Origin of the sequence: Moraxella sp. CTOTU49803, from assembly GCF_032097965.1 — a bacterium.
Lineage (GTDB): Bacteria > Pseudomonadota > Gammaproteobacteria > Pseudomonadales > Moraxellaceae > Faucicola > Faucicola tetraodonis.
In genome coordinates, this window is record NZ_DAMCJP010000001.1 from 744037 (window position 1) to 765364 (window position 21328).

The 21328-nt window shown below is 44.1% G+C and carries 15 protein-coding genes and 1 pseudogene; 4 read left to right on the top strand and 12 right to left on the bottom strand.

The window, feature by feature from the left end; all coding sequences use genetic code 11:
- Positions 1-11 precede the first annotated feature (11 nt).
- The gene (locus RT422_RS03280) at positions 12-4601 is read right to left on the bottom strand and encodes an exodeoxyribonuclease V subunit gamma (RefSeq protein WP_313421260.1); all 4590 of its coding nucleotides are present in this window, start codon (positions 4599-4601) and stop codon (positions 12-14) included.
- Between the two features lie 375 nt (positions 4602-4976).
- Between RT422_RS03280 and RT422_RS03285 the strand changes: the two genes are divergently transcribed.
- Positions 4977-5183, top strand: coding sequence for a hypothetical protein (locus RT422_RS03285; RefSeq protein WP_188874220.1), 207 nt, complete (start codon positions 4977-4979; stop codon positions 5181-5183).
- A gap of 24 nt (positions 5184-5207) precedes the next feature.
- Here RT422_RS03285 and RT422_RS03290 read toward each other — a convergent pair whose 3' ends face one another.
- Together RT422_RS03290 and RT422_RS03295 are read right to left on the bottom strand one after the other, a co-directional pair.
- Complete coding sequence (locus tag RT422_RS03290) at positions 5208-5879, bottom strand: YoaK family protein (protein WP_313421261.1); 672 nt, start codon at positions 5877-5879, stop codon at positions 5208-5210.
- A 172-nt stretch (positions 5880-6051) separates the two neighbouring features.
- Positions 6052-6855 (bottom strand): enoyl-ACP reductase, encoded by an 804-nt coding sequence (locus RT422_RS03295; RefSeq protein WP_313421262.1) that lies wholly within the window; start codon positions 6853-6855, stop codon positions 6052-6054.
- A gap of 189 nt (positions 6856-7044) precedes the next feature.
- Between RT422_RS03295 and folE the strand changes: the two genes are divergently transcribed.
- Together folE and RT422_RS03305 are read left to right on the top strand one after the other, a co-directional pair.
- On the top strand, positions 7045-7623 hold the full coding sequence (gene folE / locus RT422_RS03300; RefSeq protein ID WP_007115330.1) for a GTP cyclohydrolase I FolE: 579 nt from the start codon (positions 7045-7047) through the stop codon (positions 7621-7623).
- 257 nt (positions 7624-7880) lie between these two features.
- A complete protein-coding gene (locus RT422_RS03305; RefSeq protein ID WP_313421264.1) occupies positions 7881-8939 on the top strand; it encodes a nitronate monooxygenase in 1059 nt (352 codons plus the stop codon).
- Positions 8940-9017: 78 nt separating this feature from the next.
- Here RT422_RS03305 and ggt read toward each other — a convergent pair whose 3' ends face one another.
- From ggt to RT422_RS03330, 5 genes are all read right to left on the bottom strand, one after another.
- On the bottom strand, positions 9018-10787 hold the full coding sequence (ggt, locus tag RT422_RS03310; protein ID WP_313421265.1) for a gamma-glutamyltransferase: 1770 nt from the start codon (positions 10785-10787) through the stop codon (positions 9018-9020).
- Between the two features lie 224 nt (positions 10788-11011).
- Positions 11012-12412, bottom strand: coding sequence for a siroheme synthase CysG (cysG, locus tag RT422_RS03315; RefSeq protein WP_313421266.1), 1401 nt, complete (start codon positions 12410-12412; stop codon positions 11012-11014).
- An 88-nt stretch (positions 12413-12500) separates the two neighbouring features.
- Positions 12501-13136, bottom strand: coding sequence for a phosphoadenosine phosphosulfate reductase family protein (locus RT422_RS03320; protein ID WP_313421268.1), 636 nt, complete (start codon positions 13134-13136; stop codon positions 12501-12503).
- A gap of 219 nt (positions 13137-13355) precedes the next feature.
- Positions 13356-13931: a DUF934 domain-containing protein gene (locus RT422_RS03325; protein WP_313421269.1), complete on the bottom strand. Its 576-nt coding sequence runs from the start codon at positions 13929-13931 to the stop codon at positions 13356-13358.
- 3 nt (positions 13932-13934) lie between these two features.
- Complete coding sequence (locus RT422_RS03330; RefSeq protein ID WP_313421271.1) at positions 13935-15644, bottom strand: nitrite/sulfite reductase; 1710 nt, start codon at positions 15642-15644, stop codon at positions 13935-13937.
- Between the two features lie 267 nt (positions 15645-15911).
- Between RT422_RS03330 and sat the strand changes: the two genes are divergently transcribed.
- Entirely contained in the window at positions 15912-17168 is a 1257-nt protein-coding gene (gene sat / locus RT422_RS03335) for a sulfate adenylyltransferase (protein ID WP_313421272.1), read from the top strand.
- Positions 17169-17402: 234 nt separating this feature from the next.
- On the opposite strand, the pseudogene RT422_RS03340 reads toward sat, so the two are convergent.
- The 4 genes and pseudogenes from RT422_RS03340 to RT422_RS03355 all read right to left on the bottom strand — a co-directional run.
- Positions 17403-18113 (bottom strand): annotated as a pseudogene (locus RT422_RS03340) (sulfate/molybdate ABC transporter ATP-binding protein); the annotation flags it as partial.
- Between the two features lie 26 nt (positions 18114-18139).
- On the bottom strand, positions 18140-18997 hold the full coding sequence (gene cysW / locus RT422_RS03345) for a sulfate ABC transporter permease subunit CysW (protein ID WP_313421273.1): 858 nt from the start codon (positions 18995-18997) through the stop codon (positions 18140-18142).
- On the bottom strand, positions 18994-19905 hold the full coding sequence (gene cysT / locus RT422_RS03350; protein ID WP_409520098.1) for a sulfate ABC transporter permease subunit CysT: 912 nt from the start codon (positions 19903-19905) through the stop codon (positions 18994-18996). The genes cysW and cysT overlap by 4 nt, the downstream gene beginning before the upstream one ends.
- Positions 19906-20138: 233 nt before the next feature.
- Positions 20139-21287, bottom strand: a complete 1149-nt coding sequence (locus tag RT422_RS03355; RefSeq protein WP_409520099.1) for a sulfate ABC transporter substrate-binding protein — start codon at positions 21285-21287, stop codon at positions 20139-20141.
- Between the last annotated feature and the right edge of the window lie 41 nt (positions 21288-21328).

Sequence of the window (21328 nt, forward strand, 5' to 3'; positions counted from 1 at the left end):
AAAAATGCGTGTCATGCTTCAATAAGTTGGTGCAATTCTTTGACCATAGATAACATAGGTTCATAAATCAGCGCGCCCAACGTCTGTGCAAACCCAATAATCACCGATGGTTTATAATCGCCAATTAAATGCTGCCAAATCGGATAGTCAAACTGGTTCACATCCACAAAATTAAAATTACTGTCTTTTAGCCAATCACCTAGATGCTGGCTGGCTGCCACCTCTGGCTGTTTTTGTTGTTTTTGTAAAAATGACAGGCAAAAAGCAGGCGGTACAATGGTTACAACACTATCGATGAGTTGATACACCATCATAATGTCCTGCAAATAACCACAGGCTTGCTCACAAGGGATGGCAGGTAAATACACGGTTTTTTTATTGCTAAACTGCCACAGCGAAAAGCCATCATTCAGCTTTGCTTGTTGAGCCGTGGTGCGGCGAAGTACTTGCCAACATAAATGATGCAGCCAAAATTGTAACAGGTATTTTTCTTTGCCCGAGGTTGGCAAATAATTTAACCAATAGCTGGGATTGGCAGCTGCTGCAACCTTATCTTCAATTGATTGATACGGTTTATATAATGGCAAGTTGGCAGTAATGACCCAGCTTTCTTTACTGTCCATCAGTCCCGCTTGTTTATCCAGCGCTAAGGTGTTAATGGCGATTCGCTGCTCTTCACAGGGGGTTAACGACGTTGCCACCCATTGGATGACTTCATCGGTGTTTTGTACATCTAATGCCCCAAATTTATCTGAGTAAAAATTCCCTAACAACTTTGCCTCAGTAGCCTCGAGCTGTTGGCTGATGGTTTTTAAGTGATGAACAAAATCCTGCAAATCTTTTTTGAGTTGTTGCTGATTTTGCTGCAACGATTGGTAGCGGTTCACCCCGGCTGGCAATAACTCATTGATAGCGATGTTGATTGATTCTTGAATGATTGGCTTTTGCGCGTTTGCTGCAAGTTTCATCTCGTTGTTATGAGTATTATGGGTATTATCGCCCTTATCGGACAAGGCTTGGGCAAAAAAAGCATCTAACAAAGATTTACGCAACAACCAGCCATCTAACGCATCCAAGGTTAACGATTCAAACTCGTTATCATTGTCATTTCTATCATTGCCACCACTATCGTTGTCACCTTGGGCAGGGATAGCAATGTTTTGTGCTTTCACAAAGGCTTTGGCAGGATCGGCTAAGTTGCCAACGATTTTGCTCAAGTTGATATAATGCTGCTGCGACTGTTCAGGCAGGTCAGACAGCTGCTGTTTTAGTTGTTGCCACTGCGATAGCCAGTCAGTTAGTTGCTTGGTATCCCAGACTTGCACGATTGGCTGAGTGGACGTAGCATTTTTATCTTGCAGCGCTGTATAAAGATTGTGCCAGATTTTGGCAGGTGGGTACAGGGCAGTTTTTGACAGCTTGATTTGTTGGTTTAGAGTAGCTGTGGTTTGGTGTAAATCAGTGGATACCCCCTCGTCATTAATTTGCTCATGACTTTGAATACCTTTATCTTTATGCTCGCTCTTTTGCTCGTTTTTTTGCTCAGCTTGCGGCAATTCAAAATAACTTTTATCAAATGGCAAGGCGGCATGATGGGTGACCAAATACGCTTTTACCCATTGTTCAAAGTTGGCTGATTGGGGATTTAGGGGACTTTGAGAATTATTGCTTAGGCTATTTGATTCGTTATTGGGGTCAAGAATAGCGTCATCACTTGCCATTCGGTTTTGCAAAAAGTCGAGTAATTCCTGTAAGGGACTGGCAGGTAAATGCTCGTGGGTATCTGTAGTACTTTTACCATTATAAAATATCCAGCACGCTTGCTTGGCGCACAACAACGCGTCCAAAAACGCGCCTAAATCGTCATCTTCTCTAAATCTGTCACCGCGAATCGGTAATCCTGCCTGCATTAAGTTATAACGGTTTTGCTGCTCTTGCTTTGGAAACTCAGATAAATTTAAATTGAGCATCACCACTAATTTATACGGCAGGCTGCGCACTGAACCGATACGGGCAAAGGTAATCACCCCAGACGGCTCGGCACTTACTTGCTGATTGATAATCGATTGGGCGATGTTTTCGAGTACGAAAGTGAGTTTAAGTGGCAAATGCTCGGTGTCAATTTGCTGCACTGGCTCGGTAGGTGGGTTGGGATTTTTTGCGGTTTTGCTTGTTACCGTAGCGAGGTATTTGCTATTGGCTTCGATATTTTCTTTTAGGTCATTTTGTGCGGCAAAAATAGCACGCCACGCATTGGTTTGATTAAATAGGCTAAATTTTTGTTGAATGAGCTTTTCTATTTGGGTTAGCCAGTCAGGCAGGGTTTTGACGTCATTACCTAGGTGACGATTGTCATCCAACGTTTGATAAATATCACACAGCACAGCGACGATGTCGGCATCTGCCATAGTCAAGTTTGTCAGTGGTACAAACTTCTCTACCACGCCAAAGCTATTGGTATACTCGCCAAAACTGACCAACGTGGCTTTGGGCATCATCACGCCAGCGACTAAGCGCTCAAGCGCATAAGCAAAGGTGTATCGATAATCATCATCGGCAGCGCTTAAGGTTTGCTGCAAATGCAGCTCGTCAAACCCGCGAATAAATCCTGCCTGAGTCAGCAAATCACAAGCACGGGTCATCTGCTCCAAATTAAGCCCGAAGCTTTCATATAGTGGCGCTAGCATCAACCAATCAAATACTTCGCTACGCTGAAACCGAGCGCCTGCCCGATTGAGCAGCGTGTAGTACCCTGTAATCGCTTGCCAAAGTCGGTTAATATCTTTTGCCACCACGCCTGTCACTTTGGCTGGCAACTGATAGCCATCGCCGCCCACATGTTTGGGGAACGTGGCTTCGATGATGTTCTGGTGGGTTTCGATATCGGGCAATAATACCAAAATATCTGACAACGCCCGTCTGTCCCAAGGATCGGTGGGAATCTGCGCTGGCGTGGCTTGCATATCGCTATAATTTAGCCAGGCGATAATCATACTGCGTAGCACTTCAAGCTGGCGAACCATGCTATGACAGACATGAATGGCAATACTGGTATCAAGTGGTTTGGGTCGCCATTTTTCCACGTTTTCAAGTTGCTTATTGGATTCTTGCTTGAGTTTGTCTTTAATGGCTTTGTATAGACCAAGCGTGGATTCAATATCTTTCAGCCCATTACTTTGAATATTGGCAAGCTGCTGCTGCAAAAGCTGGGTTTGCTGCACGAGGTTTTGGCGACCATCTTCACTCGCTGCTTTTGCTGCCTTTGCTTCCTCGCCTTTCACCAGTTTAAGCATGTCATTGATTTTGGCGGTGGTTGCGACTTCTTCTAGCATCAAGATGTCATGTTGGATAAATTCGAGTAACGTATTGGGCGGCGTGTTATCAAAATCATCTTGCCATAGCACATGTTCATATTCATTACCCGATAAGCTTGCCAGCATGGCAAACACTTCACGCGATTGTTTGCCAAACCGTGACAACAAGGTATGACCATAATCTTTTAGATACCAAGCGTCATGTTTGCTGGTATCGTCTTCCATTTGCATTTGCATGAGCCAATTTTTATCGACGATATCTGCCCAAAATTGCTCTGACGGGTTAAAGTGTAAAATCGTGACGTCGGTTAGCACCCCTAAGCGTTGTAAGTCCAGTAACTCTGTCGGCGGTAACTGCTGCAAAGTAAATAAAAACACGTGCTTTGGTAACTTGCTACGGCTGATGTTGCGGATACGGGTTTCTGAATGGTTTAATGCTTGCCAAAACTGCTGATGCAACTGCTCGCGAAACCGGTAGTCATCATCAAACAGCTGCCGCCATAAAAATCGCTGCGCGGCTTCTAACTGTTCGTAGTGCTCAACGAGCCAGTCAGGTGTGTCAATGGCGTTGGACGCATCCCGCCCGTTTAAGCGATTATGCAGCGCATCTTTTTTGGCAATCATGTCACTCACAGCCACAGGCTTGTCTTGCCCCCAACTACTGAGCCACTGCGGACGATAGGTCATGTAGCGATTGAGCATATTTGCCATATCACTGGCTAGCTGCCAGATGCGCTGATCTTGGGTTTGTAATTCAGCAGATTGGCTAATCACGTCATTAGACAGTAGCGACTGGTTATTTGCCCAACTTAAACTGTCAACGATGGCGGGTGTATCAGGTGCAAAACCAGTCGTATTTGGGCTATCTGCTTCTTTGTCTTCAACCAACGGGGATAAAAATGGATGAAGCGGATGGTGTGGCTGCTCCACAATGGCTTGTCGGTACTGGGTTAAATAGCCAAATATTTGCCACTGCATGACGTTTTTGGACAGCATTGCCACTTCTGGCACGTCTAATATATCGTCGTCTTGCGAGATGCGCGCATAGGTTCTTAAAACCCGCTGCATCAGTCCCAAAAAATAGCGACCCCAAAATTCGGTGGTCACTAAGGTGCTGATGCCTGCCTTATCTGCGACTTGTTTTTTTAACCACTCCCCCATGACTTTAGATGGCACAATCACCTGAAATGGCTCAAAAATTGAGCTTTGATAACTGGGATTTTTGTAAGCCTTTAACAAATGGTCAAATAGCGTATCGATTTTATTACTTTGTACAATCGTTAGCATGCAGTAAATACTCAAGAATTTTTATAGATAGTGAGTGGGGCGCTCAAAAAATTATACAGCAAAAAAATGCACCACCATCACCGCTCAATGAAAAAATCGCCCGAATTGCAACATTCGCGACAGCGAGTGTCGCCAGCAGTCTGTCAATCTCCCTAACTCACTTAATTGCCATGCACTACAAAGTATGCAATCCAAAGCAAGTAATACACCGCGAACAAAGTGATAAACTTATTCCTACGTCACTCATGAGTATATTTTTGGTTACGTTTCATTTTTAAGTGTTGTAAGCCATTTATTTTACTTATAATATTAAGCTTACTAGGTCTAACGCATAAAAGAAAAAACCGTATAAGAGAAAACAATAAGGAGACGATCATGACTGACAATACTAACGCTAACCCTATCGACAAATCTCAATTAGACAACGCCCAATCTGATGTTGCCAATGAAGCGATGGAAGGCATCAATCGTACCGACATCAACCAAGATAATGCGAGCACTCCTACCTCTAAGGGCTCTGATGAATCGCTACTTGATATGTTACATGAGGCGAAAAAATTCGAAGATGAAGATGAAGAATAAGATAAAATCAAACGGTTAAGGTCGCTACTTAGCCGTTTTTTTACGGGTTAATAAATATGTTTGATAAGCCAACGCTGACGATAACACAATCACAATGGGTAACATCAGCGTCATGTATTTATAGTGGATATAGCCCAAAGCACCTAATACCCCGCCCCCGCAAAAGCTGTACCATATCATCGCTTGAAACACGAACATCTTCTTATTAATCGGTCTGCCTGCCAGCCAATTACCCAATGCTGAGCCCATATCTGAGGTCAATCCTGTCAAATGGGTGGTGCGAATCACGGCACCGCTATAGGTCGCGACCATCGAATTTTGCAGTCCGCAAGCCATCGCGGCAAACACCTGCCCCCAAAACGACTGATAGCTAAATAAAATTAGACTGATGATTAATAAACTTGCTTCAATTAACAAAGCGTTGCCATAGCGCTTACCTTCTTTTAATGCCGTACTACCCACCACAAAGCCACTGATAACTGCCCCAAATAAAAACGATAATAGCACGATACAAACCATTGCCATCTGCTGGTAATGCTGTTCCGCCAATGCTGTGGCAAATAGCGTCACATTGCCCGTTACATGCGAAGCGGACAAATGCGTAAAGCCGACTAACGCGGTGCTATTGATACACCCTGCATTAAACGCCAGCACACAGCCACCCCATAAAATCCACTTAGGTAATTTATTAATCATTAGCTACCGCCATCTATCAGTCTTTAGCTGATTTGCCAAACATGTTAAGCCTGACAAAAAATGGTAAGCTTAACCAGACGGCTTTGCAATCCCTATCCAAAGATCGATTAAAAAAAGTAAGCAAAAAAAAGAGCAACCATGGTCGCTCTTTTATCCACTACCCGCCTAAAAATTAGTCTTCTACCTGCATCATCACTTGTTCAGAGAGTGCCACGGTATTAAACCCAGCATCGACAAATAAAATCTCGCCGGTGATACCAGACGCCCAAGGCGATAACAAGAACATCGCGGCATTACCGACTTCTTCAATATTGACATTGCGCTGTAGCGGTGACATTTTGGCGTTGGTGTCGAGCATTTTACGAAATGATTTGATACCGCTTGCCGCCAAGGTACGAATCGGACCTGCAGAAATCCCATTGACACGGATACCATCGCTACCCAGAGAGCTGGCAAGGTAGCGAATGCTCGCTTCCAGACTGGCTTTGGCTAGACCCATGACATTGTAGTTTGGCAACACATGGATACTGCCTTCATACGTCAAGGTTAACAGCGAGCCTTGGCGTTTTGCCAGTAACTCACGGCTGGCTTTAGCAAGCGCCACAAAGCTGTAGCTACTAATATCATGGGCAATGGCAAAGCCTTCACGGGTGGTCACCTGAGTAAAATCACCATCTAGCTGATCGGCAGGGGCAAAACCAATGGCATGCACGACCCCATCAATGCCATCTGGCCAGTGTGCAGCAACTTGGGCAAAACACGCTTCGATTTCGCTATCTGATGCCACATCACAGGCCAATACCTTCTCTGCACCAAAAGTTTCGGTTGCCATATCCACGCGTTTTTTCATTTTTTCATTCGGATAGGTCAAAATTAAACTCGCGCCTTCACGATGTAACGCTTCTGCGATACCCCAAGCAATCGATAATTTACTGGCGATACCGGTAACAACGAAACGCTTCCCTGTTAATAGCATGGTTTTTCCTTATTTTTCAGTGAACGAATATGCACTATAATAGCTCAAAATTAGGGGTTAATTCTAGCAAAAAACCCAAACAAAGCAAATTTAGTGATTTTCATGGCGTTTGTGACAAAAATCGCTTTACAAATAGTGGTAAAGCGTTAAGCTATGCCTATTTTTTTAAACTTAAATGTTATCATGACTATGCCTGCAAATTTTGACGAGATTATCCAACAAAACAGTGATGCCTACCGCACCCTCATTGCATCAACAGGGGAAGACTTAACACGTGAAGGACTGCTTAATACCCCAGAACGTGCCGCTAAAGCCTTTAGTTTTTTGACCCAAGGCTATCATCAAGACTTGGTCGAAATTACCAATAACGCGATTTTTCCAACTGACAATAATGAATTGGTCATGGTAAAAAATATCGAGTTTTATTCGATGTGTGAGCACCACATGTTGCCTTTTTATGGCGTGGCGCATGTGGCGTATCTGCCCGATGGCAAAGTGATTGGACTGTCAAAAATGGCACGTATCGTGGATATGTACGCTCGACGTTTGCAAATTCAAGAAAACTTAACCCGCCAAATCGCGCAAGCGGTGATGGATATGACAGGGGCAAAAGGCGCGGCGGTGGTGATGGATGCCGCGCATATGTGCATGATGATGCGCGGCGTGATGAAACAAAAATCTGATACCCGCAGTATGTCACTCCTGGGAGAATTCAAACACAATACCGAGGCAAGACAAGCGCTGTTAATGGCGATCCCAAGCGCCTAATATCTAAGCTACTTAATACCTAAGCTTAGTACTTAAGCTCAGCACCTAAACTTAGCGCCTAAATGGTCAACCTAAGTTAACTAGTCAAAAAAGCCCTAGTAATGTTACTGGGGTTTTTATATTCAGTCGATTTATAACGGGCATATAGTACTTTTCAATGTCAGCTATTGGCGATACACTAAAATGGTTTTCGATTTTTGCCCTGTAAGTCAATAGCATTAAGACAAATACATTAAAACAATAACAAGGAACATAAAATGATCCATCATACCAAAGCAATTAACAGCTTTCTTGACTACGTTAAAGTTCAATTGCCGATCATCCAAGCGCCGATGGCAGGTGTCCAAGACAGCAAACTTGCTATCGCAGTGAGCCAAGCAGGCGGACTGGGCTCACTCCCCGGCGCCCTGCTCAGCCTACAAAAAATCGAAAGTGAAATTGCGAGTATCCGTCAAGCGACTGATGCCCCCTTTAATGTCAATTTTTTTGCGCATCAACAACCTGACTATACCCAAGCGATGCAAGAAAAATGGTTTAATGCCCTACTACCTTATTATCAAGAATTTGGTTTGACGCAAGATGAGATAGCCACGACCGGTGGACGTCAGCCATTTACCCATGAACAAGCAGCGCTATTGGCGGATTTGAAAGTCCCTGTGGTGAGTTTTCATTTTGGGCTACCGGACAAAGCTTTGTTAAATATCGTCAAAAAATCCGGGGCTATTGTGATATCGTCTGCCACTACCCCTGCTGAAGCGCGCTGGCTGCAGGCCAATGGGGCGGATATGATTATCGCGCAAGGATTGGAAGCGGGTGGGCATCGGGGTATGTTTTTAAGCCAAGATGTGACTCTGCAAGCGGGCACTTTTAGCCTACTGCCCAATATCATCAACGCTGTCAGTTTGCCGGTGATTGCGGCAGGCGGTATCAGCGACAACGCTACCGCACAAGCAGCGTTTGCTATGGGCGCTAGCGCGGTACAGGTGGGTACGGCTTTTTTGCTGGCAGAGGAGTGTGATACCAAAGACTTTCATCGCAAGGCACTGCAAAGTGAGCGAGCCGAACACACGGCTTTAACCAATGTATTTAGTGGCGGCTTAGCACGCGGGATTGTCAATCGCTTTATGCAAGAAACGGGGTATATTAGCGAGTCTGCACCGCCATTTCCCCATGCATCGTTCGTCAGCAACCCCATTAAATCCAAAGCCGAAAGCATGGGAAGTGATGAATTTAGCTCACTGTGGGCAGGGCAAAATGCAAGATTGGCGAAAAGTGGTACAGTAGATAAAATTATTCAAGATTTACTTGGCTACTAATTGCAAAAAATAATCTTGATATATTTTGTTAGTAAAAAAAAACGTGAGCACCCTCACTCACGTTTTTTAATGAACAGTTTAGAAACCTAATGTTTTGCCATCAGGATTTCTTGGGTCAGAATAGCCATAAAAACCAGAATCATCAGCTTGAATAATTTGAATACGTCCCATTGGTGCTTTAGTAACAACTTTATGACCTTTGTCTTGCAACAATTTTATCGTATCAGGACTAATGCCTGCTTCAACTCTAAGCTCATCGGGTAACCATTGGTGATGAACTCGTGGTGTAATTATCGCTTCTGCTGGATTCATTTCATGATCAATCGTATTAACCACACTTTGCAATACAGTCGTGATGATACGCGCTCCACCTGGACTACCTGTAACCAGCCAAGGTTTATTATTCTTCATGACAATCGTTGGTGTCATTGAAGAAAGTGGACGTTTTTTTGCTTCAATCGCATTGGCAGTACCACCCACTAGACCAAACGCATTTGGCACACCGGGTTTCACTGAGAAGTCATCCATTTCATTATTGAGTAAAATCCCTGTGCCTTCTACAACAATGCCACTACCAAAGTTAAGGTTTAATGTATAAGTGACAGCAACGGCATTGCCCGCTTTATCCATGACGGAAAAATGCGTAGTCTGGTCACTTTCATAAGGTTGTGGTTTACCAGGTTTAATGTTTGATGAAAGTCTTGCTTTATTATCATCAATCGTTTTGACCCGTTCATTAGCATAGGCTTTCGATGTTAAACCTGTGACAGGGATTTTGACAAAATCCGGGTCGCCCAAATATTCTGAGCGGTCAGCATAGGCTAATTTCATACTCTCTGCCATGTGGTGAATATTTTTGGCACTATTTACCCCATCTTCTTTGATAGGGTAATGCTCAAGCATATTTAATATCTCAATCAAGTGTACACCACCCGAACTTGGGGGTGGCATGGTAACAACTTTATAGCCTCGATAATCACCAATAATTGGCTGACGCTCAACAACTTTATATGCTTTTAAATCTTCAAGTGTCATTGTGCCGCCATGTGTTTGCATTTCTTTAGCAATTTTTGTGGCGATTTCACCTTGATAAAATGCTTTCGCCCCTTGTTTGGCAATCAAACGCAATGATTTCGCCAAGTCTTTTTGTACCAACAAATCACCAGATTTCAGCGGTTCACCGTTTTTGAAAAAAATCGCTTTGCTAGCTGCCCATTTACCCAGTGTTGATTTTTCTTCTTTTAACGTCTGTGCCAATACATCACTGACAATAAACCCTTTGTCTGCAAGCTTAATTGCAGGCTCTAGCACTTTAGATAATGGCATGGTACCCCATTTTTTTAGCGCGTATTCCATCCCAGCCACTGTACCAGGCACACCTGAAGCGTCATGCGTGAACAATGATTTTCCATCAATAACATTCCCTTGATTATCAAGGTACATATCACGGCTAGCTTTGGCTGGCGCAATTTCGCGAAAATCAATCGCAACATCTTTGCCAGTTTTATCATCATGCAACACCATAAAACCACCACCACCAATGTTGCCTGCATTTGGCAAGACGACTGCTAAGGCAAATCCAACCGCGACCGCCGCATCGATAGCATTCCCGCCTTTTTTTAATATATCCAAACCAACTTGCGTTGCTAACCCTTGCTCGGAAGCCACCATACCATTTTTACCATACACGGGATGAAAGATATCATTACTGCTATCGTAGCGATTTGCCGCTGACTGGCTAGCGTTGGTGGCTGGTTGTGGTAATAGTTTGCTTTGGGCAATGGGTGATATCACCAACATTAAAGCCAATGACAGATTGGTTAAAATCAGTTTAGGTTTTAGTCGCATGTCCCTATCCTTTTAAATTACTAGTTGATGTTGTAGCAGATACAAATAATATGTATTGCTACAATATACATAAATCCTTTCACAAAAACGTCATATTAAATGGTGACAAAAATATTTTTGTTATCTGACCCATTCGTTAATTTTTCTAACGGATATTTAAGTTATAAGTATTTACCACAATCTGCAAGCTTTTTTAACTGCCATACCCCATCAATTAAAGATTGCTATCGTTTATTAAGTCTGTGATGTAGCTTAACCACATTGCCCATAATCAAAATCGCTGGGGCGGGCAAGTTTGCCTCACGTTGTTTTGCCACGATGGTCTCAAGCGTGCCTGTCAATACTTGCTGATGCGGCAAGCTGGCATTTGACACAATCGCAATCGGTGTACTGGGATTTTTTCCTGCGTTAATCAAGCCACTCGTCAATTTATCAAGCTGTTTTAATCCCATATAAAAAACCACGGTTTGGTTATCATCAAGCCAGCTGACAAAGTCTTCATTGATAGTATCCGTCTTAAGAGAGGCGGTGACAAATTTGACAGAGTGCGCATACGCACGGTGAGTCAATGGAATACCGGCACAGCTTGCCGCCGCGGTGGCTGCGGTAATGCCGGGCACGACTTCAAACTCAATCCCAGCTGCAACCAATTGCTCGGCTTCTTCGCCGCCCCGCCCAAATACATACGGGTCGCCGCCTTTGAGACGTAACACGCGTTTTCCTTGCTGCGCCTGTTCAACCAGTAGTTCATTGATTTTTTCTTGCCTTACCGCATGATCACTGGCTTTTTTGCCGACGTAGATTTTGGTGGCATCGCGCCTGCACAGATCGAGAATCTGCGCTGAAACCAAATTATCATAAAACACCACATCCGCTTGTTGCATCAATCGTAGCGCTTTAAAAGTTAGCAAATCAGGATCGCCTGCCCCTGCACCCACAATGTACACCTTACCAAGCTGGGCTTTATCTGTCGGCTGGTTGTTGGCGTGCTGCTGTAGTAGGGTTTCAAGTTGGCTTTCAGCTTTGCTTAGGCTATTTGTATTGCCTTCAAATACGGATTCTGCGACTTGTCCTTCAAAGGCTTGCTCCCAAAACTTACGTCTAGCCGTCACATTGGGCAATGCAGCTTTCACTTTATCGCGAAATTTACCGGCCAACCCTGCCAATTCACCATATTGCGGTGGCACGACTGTTTCGATTTTGGCTCGCAGCAGTCTTGCCAGCACAGGGGCTTTGCCTGCACTTGATACCGCAATGGTAATCGGATTACGGTCGACGATGGCAGGAAAGATAAAGGTACATAGCGGTGGATTATCGACGACATTGACTGGGATAAAACGGGCTTCACAGTCATGAAAAATCTGTGCATTCACCGTTTCATCATCGGTACAAGCAATGACAATGGTTTGTTTATCCAAATATTTTTGCTGATAAACATCGTTAATCAATTGATGACGAGAATCACTAAATTGCGCGGTGAGTCTTGGCTCATAGCTAGGTGCGACAAAGGTGATTGTCGCACCAGCCTTATCGAGCAAATCCGCTTTACGCAGTGCCACTTCCCCACCGCCAACCACAAGCACGGGGCGATTTTCTAATTTAAAAAATAGCGGTAAGGTATTCATAGACATTCTCAACATTAGATAGTGACAAGAACAATTAAGCCGAACCGAAGTTCAGCTTAACATTTTCATACATACTGCCGATCAAAAATTATAATTGTGTGTGTAGACCACATTCACGGTTCTCTTCTACTTTGGTAGGGTCAAAGTAGTCATGTTCATTTGGTAAATCATGCTCTTTTAAGTAAGCTTCTAAGTCATCTTCTGACCAATGGAACAATGGTGCTACTTTTAACACGCCGTCTTTGCTTTCTGACAACACGTCAAGCGATTGACGAAATTCTGTTTGGTCTTTACGAATCGCATTAATCCACACGTCAGGGGCAATTTCTTTTAACGCACGTCCAAATGGCTCAAGTTTAACTTGTTGGGTGAATTTTTCGTGCGCTGGGTTATTGACGCTAGGTACGCCGTTGAATTCGACATCACGCCAAGCTGCGGTTTGTTGCGGCAAGTAGGTAATCACGTTTAAGTTTAGACGTTTAATCAAATCTTGGGCGTGGCGATAAGTGGCTTCAGTGTTGTAACCAGAATCCACGAACAATACTTTGATATTAGGACGTTGTTTAGCAACCATCTCTAACAGTACCACTTCATAAGGGCGAAAGTTGGTAGTGATGATAGGATTACTACCTTGTGCCAGTGCCCAAGCAATGATTTCCTCTGGGGTTTTGCCATTCAATTCTGCGTTGGCTTTGTCTAGGTCGATATTTAGTTTATTGCTCATTGGATTTCCTAATGTTTTATGGTGAAAAATTGGGATACGCTATGCTAATCAATTATGCGATGTTTAAAAAATGATTTTTAATGATATTATTATGAAAATTTAGAATTAACAAATTAACTTGAAATGCAGAAACCAGAAGTTCGAAACGACACGCTAGCAACTTGCTAACATTAAAAAAGCGAACCCTTAGATTCGCTCAATCTTAGCATCATTCAACAATTAATTAGCAAAAATCGGTAATTGCGTCACACTGCGGCCTGTATAACGGTGTTTGATATCGATAAAATAATCAAACCAACTGGGGTTAAAATCACTGTCAGCAATATCAAACTCACTAAATCCTACTTCGGTGAGCAGCTGCAAGGTATCTGGCAAGATATCACCGCTAGCGCGCAACACAATAGCGGGGTTATAACTGGGGTGTTGCTGGATTTTTTGCGCCAAACTATAACCGCGTCCATCACGAAAACCATGAAAATCAATCACAATCACGGACAGTAGCGGCATCACTTTGACAAAGTCCTGTTGCAAAAACTGATAATCACTAGCACCCGATAAAATAATACCCAGTTTTTTATCGCCCAACCGATTGGATAATGCTACCAAATCATCCGCTTCTAACTGCGGTTTTGGCGGATTTTTCTCGCTAAATTCGACAGGGCGATAGTCCACCAAAATTTCAGTGATATCTGAGGCATACTGGGATGGGTCGATATGCTCGATTTTTTGCTCATGAATACTCACGCTCACTGACTTTACATTATCAATCACTTGGCTTTGGTTAATGAGTGCCATGGCTTATCCCTCCACCGGCTGTTCTGATTTGTCACGATATACATACTCTTTAAATGGCTCAATACCGATACGATCAACAACTTCAGCAAACGTTTCACTACCAAAGTCGGTATCCGCCGCTTGACGGTATTTAAGATAGACTTGCAGGATATCATCCACCGTCGCCGCAACCGCATCGACAGGTACGGATTTACCCAAAATATCGCCTAATTTAGCGTTTTGACCCGATCTACCACCGAGCGAGATTTGGTACCAATGCTCGCCCTTTTTATCTACGCCCAAAATACCGATGTCGGCGACGTGGTGATGCGCACAGGCATTCATACAGCCTGACATATTTAGACGAATCTCACCAATATCATGGACAAAGTCTGCGTCTTGGAAATATTGATTGACTTGGTTAACGATATTTAAGGTGCTAGCATTGGCCAATGAGCAATAGTCAAAGCCTGGGCATGAGATAATATCCGTCAATAAGCCAATATTTGGGCGGGCAAGGTCGTATTGTTTGAGCACCTGATAGACGTCATATACTTCTTCAAGCTTGACGTCCGTGAGCACCAAGTTTTGATGATGGGTGCCGCGCACTTCACCAAAGCTGTATTTATCCGCCAAATCAGCCACCACGCGCATTTGGGTGGCGGTGATATCGCCGGTGTCTTGCATAAAATGTTTGAGTGAGATAATCACCACGTGATAGCCTTTGACTTTATGCTCGCGGGTATTTTGATTAAACCAACGCACAAACTCGCTATCTTCAAACTGGGCAGCCAGTTTGTCTTGGCTAGCTTGTAATTGTTGTTGGCTGAATGTTTGATACGCCGGCTGTGGAAAGTAGGTTTTGGCGTGTTCAATTTGCTCAGCTGTCAGTGTTAACGCACCGTCTTTATTGTGTTTTTCCCAATCTTCTTCCACGATTCTTGAAAACGCTTCGGCGCCCATACTTTCAACCAAAATCTTGATACGGGCTTTGTATTTGTTGTCACGGCGACCATATTGGTTGTAGATACGTAAGATGGCATCTAAATAAGAGAGTAAATGGCGTTCAGGTAAAAACGGACGAATCACTTTACCAATGACAGGGGTACGCCCTAGACCACCGCCCACAATCACTTCAAAGCCGATGTCACCTGCGTCATTTTTGACCACATGCAAGCCAATGTCATGCAGCTGTGTCGCGGCACGGTCTGAGCGAGTACCGATAACCGCAATTTTAAATTTACGCGGTAAATAGGTAAATTCTGGGTGAAATGTTGACCATTGGCGAATGATTTCACAATACGGACGCGGATCGGCAATTTCATCAGCCGTCACACCGGCAAACTGGTCAGTGGTGGTATTGCGAATACAGTTGCCCGAGGTTTGAATCGCATGCATTTGGACCGATGCCAATTCTGCCAAAATATCGGGCACTTCTTCTAATTTTGGCCAGTTAAATTGCATATTGGTACGGGTGGTGATATGACCATAGCCACGGTCGTATTTTTCGCTGATGTCGGCAAGTTTACGCAGTTGATACGTCGCAAGCAGACCATAAGGAATCGCCACGCGAAGCATCGGCGCATGACGCTGAATATATAGACCGTTCATCAGGCGTAATGGCAAGTACGCTTCTTCACTGAGCTCGCCAGCCAAAAAACGTCGGGTTTGGTCGCGAAACTGCTCGACCCGATCATCTACCAATTGTTGGTCAATTGCGTTGTATTTATACATGCGGATTCCTATGTCACTAAGACAAATTCTAATTACAAAGTGAATTTAAAACTTTTAGCTTTTGCAGCCATTTCAACTGGGTGAAATTTTAACCTGCTTATCATAAATGCCCAAGGGGTTTTTAGTAAATTCCATTTTTACATAAATATATCGAATTACTGCATTTATTATTGCGAACTGCAATATTCTATTATACGCTACCTTAATTTTCTTGAACCGTCTGTTTTTTTGACACGTTAATTTTGACACGCTAATATAGGATATCCGATGAGCCAAAGCGCCACTTCAACTCACCATTCTCTAAGCCAACTGGTCCCACCACACGGTAGTGACACATTAAAAGAAAAATTACTTAAAGGCGATGCGCTAACCGCTGCCCAGCAAAAAGCCAAAAATCTGCCAAAAATCCAAATCAGCTCCCGTGAAGCCGGTGATTTGATTATGCTCGGTATTGGCGGCTTTACCCCGCTAGATGGTTTTATGAACCAAGCAGACTGGCAAAGCGTATGTGACAATATGCATTTAACCACCGGTGACAATGCGGGCGTGTTTTGGCCCATTCCTATTACCCTATCAACAGATACTGCCACCGCCGATACGCTAAACCTAGGCGATGACATTGCGCTAGAATACCAAGGCGAAATCATGGGGATTTTGACCTTAAGCGAAAAATACCGCATTGATAAAGCGCACGAATGCCAAACCGTCTTTGGCACCACAGAACTTGAGCATCCAGGCGTTGCCATGGTGATGGCGCAAGGTGATGTCAACCTAGCGGGCGATGTGGTGGTGTTAAGCGAAGGTGAATTCCCGAGCAAATATGGTGATATCTACCTCACCCCGGCACAAACCCGTGACATCTTTACTCAAAATGGCTGGAAAACCGTCGCTGCCTTCCAAACCCGTAACCCGATGCACCGCTCACATGAGTACCTTGCCAAAATCGCCATTGAAATCTGTGATGGCGTACTCATTCATTCATTGCTTGGCGCATTAAAACCTGGGGATATTCCTGCAGACGTACGCCAGGAAGCCATTGGTACATTAATCGACCATTACTTCCGTAAAGACACCGTCATCCAAGCAGGCTATCCACTGGATATGCGCTATGCAGGTCCGCGTGAAGCATTATTACATGCCTTATTCCGTCAAAACTACGGCTGTAGCCATTTGATTGTCGGGCGTGACCATGCAGGCGTGGGTGATTACTATGGCGCGTTTGATGCGCAGCATATTTTTGATACGCTCAAACCGAATGATTTAATCACCCAACCGTTAAAAATTGACTGGACATTCTGGTGTGACGCTTGTGACTCCATGGCATCGACCAAAACTTGCCCACACGATGCCAGCCATCATGTCAAAGTCTCAGGTACCAAATTGCGTAAAGCCCTATCTGAAGGGGAAGACGTGCCTGACAACTTCAGCCGTCCAGAAGTGTTAGCGGTACTTCGTAACTACTATGAAGGCTTAGAAGATCATCAAAAACATAAAGTGGAGCTAACAGGTCACTCTGCAAAATAATTATTGCGCAGTTTAACGCTTATCCCTCGATAAGATAATCCATCGATAAAAAGGGTATGTCATAATACCCTTTTTTTATTCAACCTTTAGCAAAAAAATTAGCAAAAAAATTAGCAAAAAAAAGAAGCACGCGGCTTCTTTTTTTATTGCTCAACTAAGCTAAATTTAACTGAGCTAAATTTAACTGAGCTAAATTTAACTAAGCTAAATCACATATTCGACGTGCGAATCTTGCAGAAAATTGGCAACAAAATGATTCGAAGGATGATTGACTAGCGTCTCATAATCTCCAATTTGCACGATTTGACCTTGGTTCATCACCACAATTTCATCGGATAATTCTGCCGCTTCCTCTTGGTCATGGGTCACTAAAATACTGGTGACACCGAGCTCGTGATGAATTGAGCGCAGCCAAGCGCGTAATTCTTTACGGACTTTGGCATCGAGTGCGCCAAATGGCTCATCGAGTAACAACAGCTTTGGCTCTACCGCTAACGCACGCGCCAATGCGATACGCTGACGCTGACCGCCTGAGAGTTGATGCGGGTATTTTTTTGCGGTTTGGGATAGTTGCACCAGCTCTAGCAGATGATTGACTTTTTTGGTGATTTCCGCGTTGCTTAAGCGTTTGTTTTTTGGCATGACGGTCAAGCCAAACGCCACGTTATCAAACACGGTCATATGGCGAAATAACGCGTAATGCTGAAACATAAAGCCGATATGACGCTGCTGCACAGGCACATCGGTCACATCTTCACCATCAAACAAAATACGCCCCGTATCGGCAAGCTCAAGCCCTGCGATGATGCGCAGTAAGGTAGTCTTACCACAGCCTGAAGGTCCCAAGAGCGAGGTTAATTTGCCCGTCGGTACAGTTAAATTAATCGGTTGTAGTGCAGTAAAGCGACCAAACTGTTTGGTGATATCACGGATTTCGATACTCATGGTATTCTCTTAACTTTTTTTACTTTTTAAATTGCATCATTGCCAGACTGACGTTTAGTCAACGCCTGCTGCACGATTAAGGTAACGAGCGCCAACAATGCCAACAGACTCGACAACGCAAACGCCGCCGTCATGTTGTATTCATTGTAGGCAATCTCAACCAATAGCGGCATGGTATTGGTTTCACCGCGGATATGACCTGAGACCACACTCACCGCGCCAAACTCACCCATCGCACGGGCATTGGTCAAAATAATACCGTATAGCAATGCCCATTTGATATTGGGCAGCGTCACCCGCCAAAACATTTGCCAGCCTGAGGCACCAAGTGTTAATGCCGCTTGCTCTTCACTACTGCCTTGCGATTGCATCAGCGGAATCACTTCACGCGCCACGAATGGAAAAGTCACAAACATGGTGGCAAGTACGATACCTGGAATGGCAAAAATCACCTGAAAACCAAAATATTCTAACCAGCCGCCAAGCCAAGTGTTGGCGCCCAATAGCGCTACAAACATCAAGCCTGCGACCACCGGCGACACCGAAAATGGCAAATCTAGCAGCGTGGTGAGGAATTGTTTACCTTTAAAATCAAATCGGGTCAATAGCCAGGCTAATGCAATCCCAATCACCGTATTAATCGGCACCACAATCAGCGCCGTAATCAAGGTAAGCTTGATAGCGGATAATGCTTCGTGATCCGTCAAGGCAGCCACATACAACTGCCAGCCAGACTTTAATGCTTCATAAAACACTGATATCAGCGGAATCACTAGCATTAGCGTCATAAACGCCACCGCAATACCAATTAAGGTATAACGTAACCATGTCGGCTCACGGGTTGCGGCTTGGGTTTGGTAAGGATATTGGCTGCTGTCTATCATACACTTGCCCCGCCCATACGTTTGGTAAATAGCCACTGCAAGGCATTAATGGCAAATAAAATCACGAACGAAATCATCAACATAAACAAAGCAACCGCGGCAGCCCCCTGTACATCAAAGCTTTCAAGCTTACCAATAATGATTAACGGTAAAATTTCAGATTTCATCGGTAAATTACCCGCAATAAAAATCACCGAGCCATACTCTCCCGTCGCCCGTGCAAACATCATGCCTGAGCCCATCAGCAACGCAGGATACAACTCTGGCAAGATGACCCGTCTAAAAGTTGTCAATCTACCAGCGCCTAGCACCGATGCCGCCTCTTCATATTCTGGCGACAGCTCCGCAAGCACAGGTTGCACCGCACGCACAATAAACGGCAAACTTACCACAATCAGCGCCAACCAAATACCAATGGGGGTAAAAGCAATTTTAATGCCGAATGGCGCAAAAAACTGCCCGATTAAACCATTGGGTGCATATAAGGTTGCTAGCGAAATACCCATTACTGCCGTTGGCAAAGCAAAGGGCAAATCGACCAGTGCATTTAAAATCGACTTTCCCCAAAACTCATAGCGCACCAATACCCATGCAATCAGCGTACCAAACACCAAATTGGTCAATGTCGCTAGTAATGACATTTTTAGCGACAGTTCAATCGCTGCCTTGACGCGCAGTTCGGCAATGGTTTTGATAAATCCTGCCACGCCAATATCGGCGGCCGTCATTACCATTGCCACAAATGGCAATAGCACAATAATCGACAACGCCAACACACTGATGCCCAAACTCAAATTAAAAAACGGCATGATATGGCGCTTTTTATTGCGTTTTAAGGGTGAATTGGGTGTTTTAGGCTGATTGTTTGATGTTAAATCGGCTTGATGGTTAGCATTGATGCTTGCCATGCAGGGCTTCCTTTACTAATAATCGGTAGGCAACGTCAGAATTTAAACTAATAAACATACAAAAATAAAAATTCAAAAATAAAGATACAAAAAGCTCTGTACCCAAAATCTTAAGCACGGCTATAGTACCATCTCACTTTGATTTTCCAAACTATATTTATGCGCTTTAAATATTCTTAGCTAGAATAAAAAACCAGAGCCGAACTCTGGTTTTGTGAGCTTAACACAGCGAACTATTTTGCCGCAGGTGCCGATGCTATGGTGCTCGTTGGGCTGGCTAGCTGATCAAAGACACCCCCATCTTTGAAGTATTTGGTCATGATATCCGTCCAGCTGCCAAATTCGGCATTAGGACTAAAGGTGGTAAGCGCGGGTAATTTATCTTGATTTTTAGCCAGTACCGCAGTGTCGCTTGGGCGCAGGTATAAATCTGCCGCCAATTGCTGGGCAGGCTCGCTCCATAAATAATCAAGATACGCTTTCGCTGCGTCGTTGGTGCCTTTTTTATCGGTCACTGATTTGACAATCGCCACGGGGTTTTCTGCTGATATGGTGTAGCTTGGATAAACAATTTGCACATCGCCTTTACCAAACTGTTTAACCGCTAGGTTGGCTTCGTTTTCAAAGGTGACTAACACATCGCCAATTTGACGTTGTAAGAACGTGGTAGTCGCCGCACGCCCACCATTTTCATACACAGGTACGTTTTTGAGCAACTCTTTGACAAAGTTTTTGGTTTTACTTTCATCTTTATTAAAACTATGTAAGCCGTAGCCATACGCACCTAAGAAAGCATAACGCCCATTACCCGTGGTTTTTGGATTGGCAAGTACGATTTGTACGCCTGGTTTTGCCAAATCAGACCAGTCTTTGATTTGTTTTGGGTTGTCTTTACGCACCAAAAACACGATGGCACTGGTATAGGGTACTGCTTTGTTTGGGAATTGGCTTTGCCAATCTTGTGCCACCAAGCCTTTTTTCACTAACAGCTCTACATCTGAGCCTTGATTCATACTGACCACGTCTGCTTGCAGACCATTGGCAACTGCGAGCGCTTGTTTACTAGAGCCGCCATGCGATTGCTGGATATCAACGGTTTTGCCGCTATTTTTGGCTTCGTAGTCTTTGATAAACAGGGGATTGTAGCTTTTATAAAAGTCACGCGCGACGTCATAAGAGACATTGAGCAGTTTAATACCACCTTTATCGCTTGCACCTGCATTTGATTGCGTGGCGGCTTGACCTGAAGCGGCCTGTTGGTCTTGCTGGGTGGGCGCACGTGAACAGCCTGCTAGGCTCACGCCTAATAACGCTAGACTTGATAGCACGGCTACGGTTTTGTGTTGAACCTTAGTTTTTTTTTGAAAATTAACAGTCATCATGGTCACCCCTCATCTCAATGTATAAAAATCAATATATAATG

Excerpts from the sequence above, each read along its gene's own strand:
- RT422_RS03280 (WP_313421260.1), bottom strand. The coding sequence starts at position 4,601 with ATGCTAACGATTGTACAAAGTAATAAAATCGATACGCTATTTGACCAT.
- RT422_RS03285 (WP_188874220.1), top strand. The coding sequence starts at position 4,977 with ATGACTGACAATACTAACGCTAACCCTATCGACAAATCTCAATTAGAC.
- RT422_RS03290 (WP_313421261.1), bottom strand. The coding sequence starts at position 5,879 with ATGATTAATAAATTACCTAAGTGGATTTTATGGGGTGGCTGTGTGCTG.
- RT422_RS03295 (WP_313421262.1), bottom strand. The coding sequence starts at position 6,855 with ATGCTATTAACAGGGAAGCGTTTCGTTGTTACCGGTATCGCCAGTAAA.
- folE (WP_007115330.1), top strand. The coding sequence starts at position 7,045 with ATGCCTGCAAATTTTGACGAGATTATCCAACAAAACAGTGATGCCTAC.
- RT422_RS03305 (WP_313421264.1), top strand. The coding sequence starts at position 7,881 with ATGATCCATCATACCAAAGCAATTAACAGCTTTCTTGACTACGTTAAA.
- ggt (WP_313421265.1), bottom strand. The coding sequence starts at position 10,787 with ATGCGACTAAAACCTAAACTGATTTTAACCAATCTGTCATTGGCTTTA.
- cysG (WP_313421266.1), bottom strand. The coding sequence starts at position 12,412 with ATGAATACCTTACCGCTATTTTTTAAATTAGAAAATCGCCCCGTGCTT.
- RT422_RS03320 (WP_313421268.1), bottom strand. The coding sequence starts at position 13,136 with ATGAGCAATAAACTAAATATCGACCTAGACAAAGCCAACGCAGAATTG.
- RT422_RS03325 (WP_313421269.1), bottom strand. The coding sequence starts at position 13,931 with ATGGCACTCATTAACCAAAGCCAAGTGATTGATAATGTAAAGTCAGTG.
- RT422_RS03330 (WP_313421271.1), bottom strand. The coding sequence starts at position 15,644 with ATGTATAAATACAACGCAATTGACCAACAATTGGTAGATGATCGGGTC.
- sat (WP_313421272.1), top strand. The coding sequence starts at position 15,912 with ATGAGCCAAAGCGCCACTTCAACTCACCATTCTCTAAGCCAACTGGTC.
- cysW (WP_313421273.1), bottom strand. The coding sequence starts at position 18,997 with ATGATAGACAGCAGCCAATATCCTTACCAAACCCAAGCCGCAACCCGT.
- cysT (WP_409520098.1), bottom strand. The coding sequence starts at position 19,905 with ATGGCAAGCATCAATGCTAACCATCAAGCCGATTTAACATCAAACAAT.
- RT422_RS03355 (WP_409520099.1), bottom strand. The coding sequence starts at position 21,287 with ATGATGACTGTTAATTTTCAAAAAAAAACTAAGGTTCAACACAAAACC.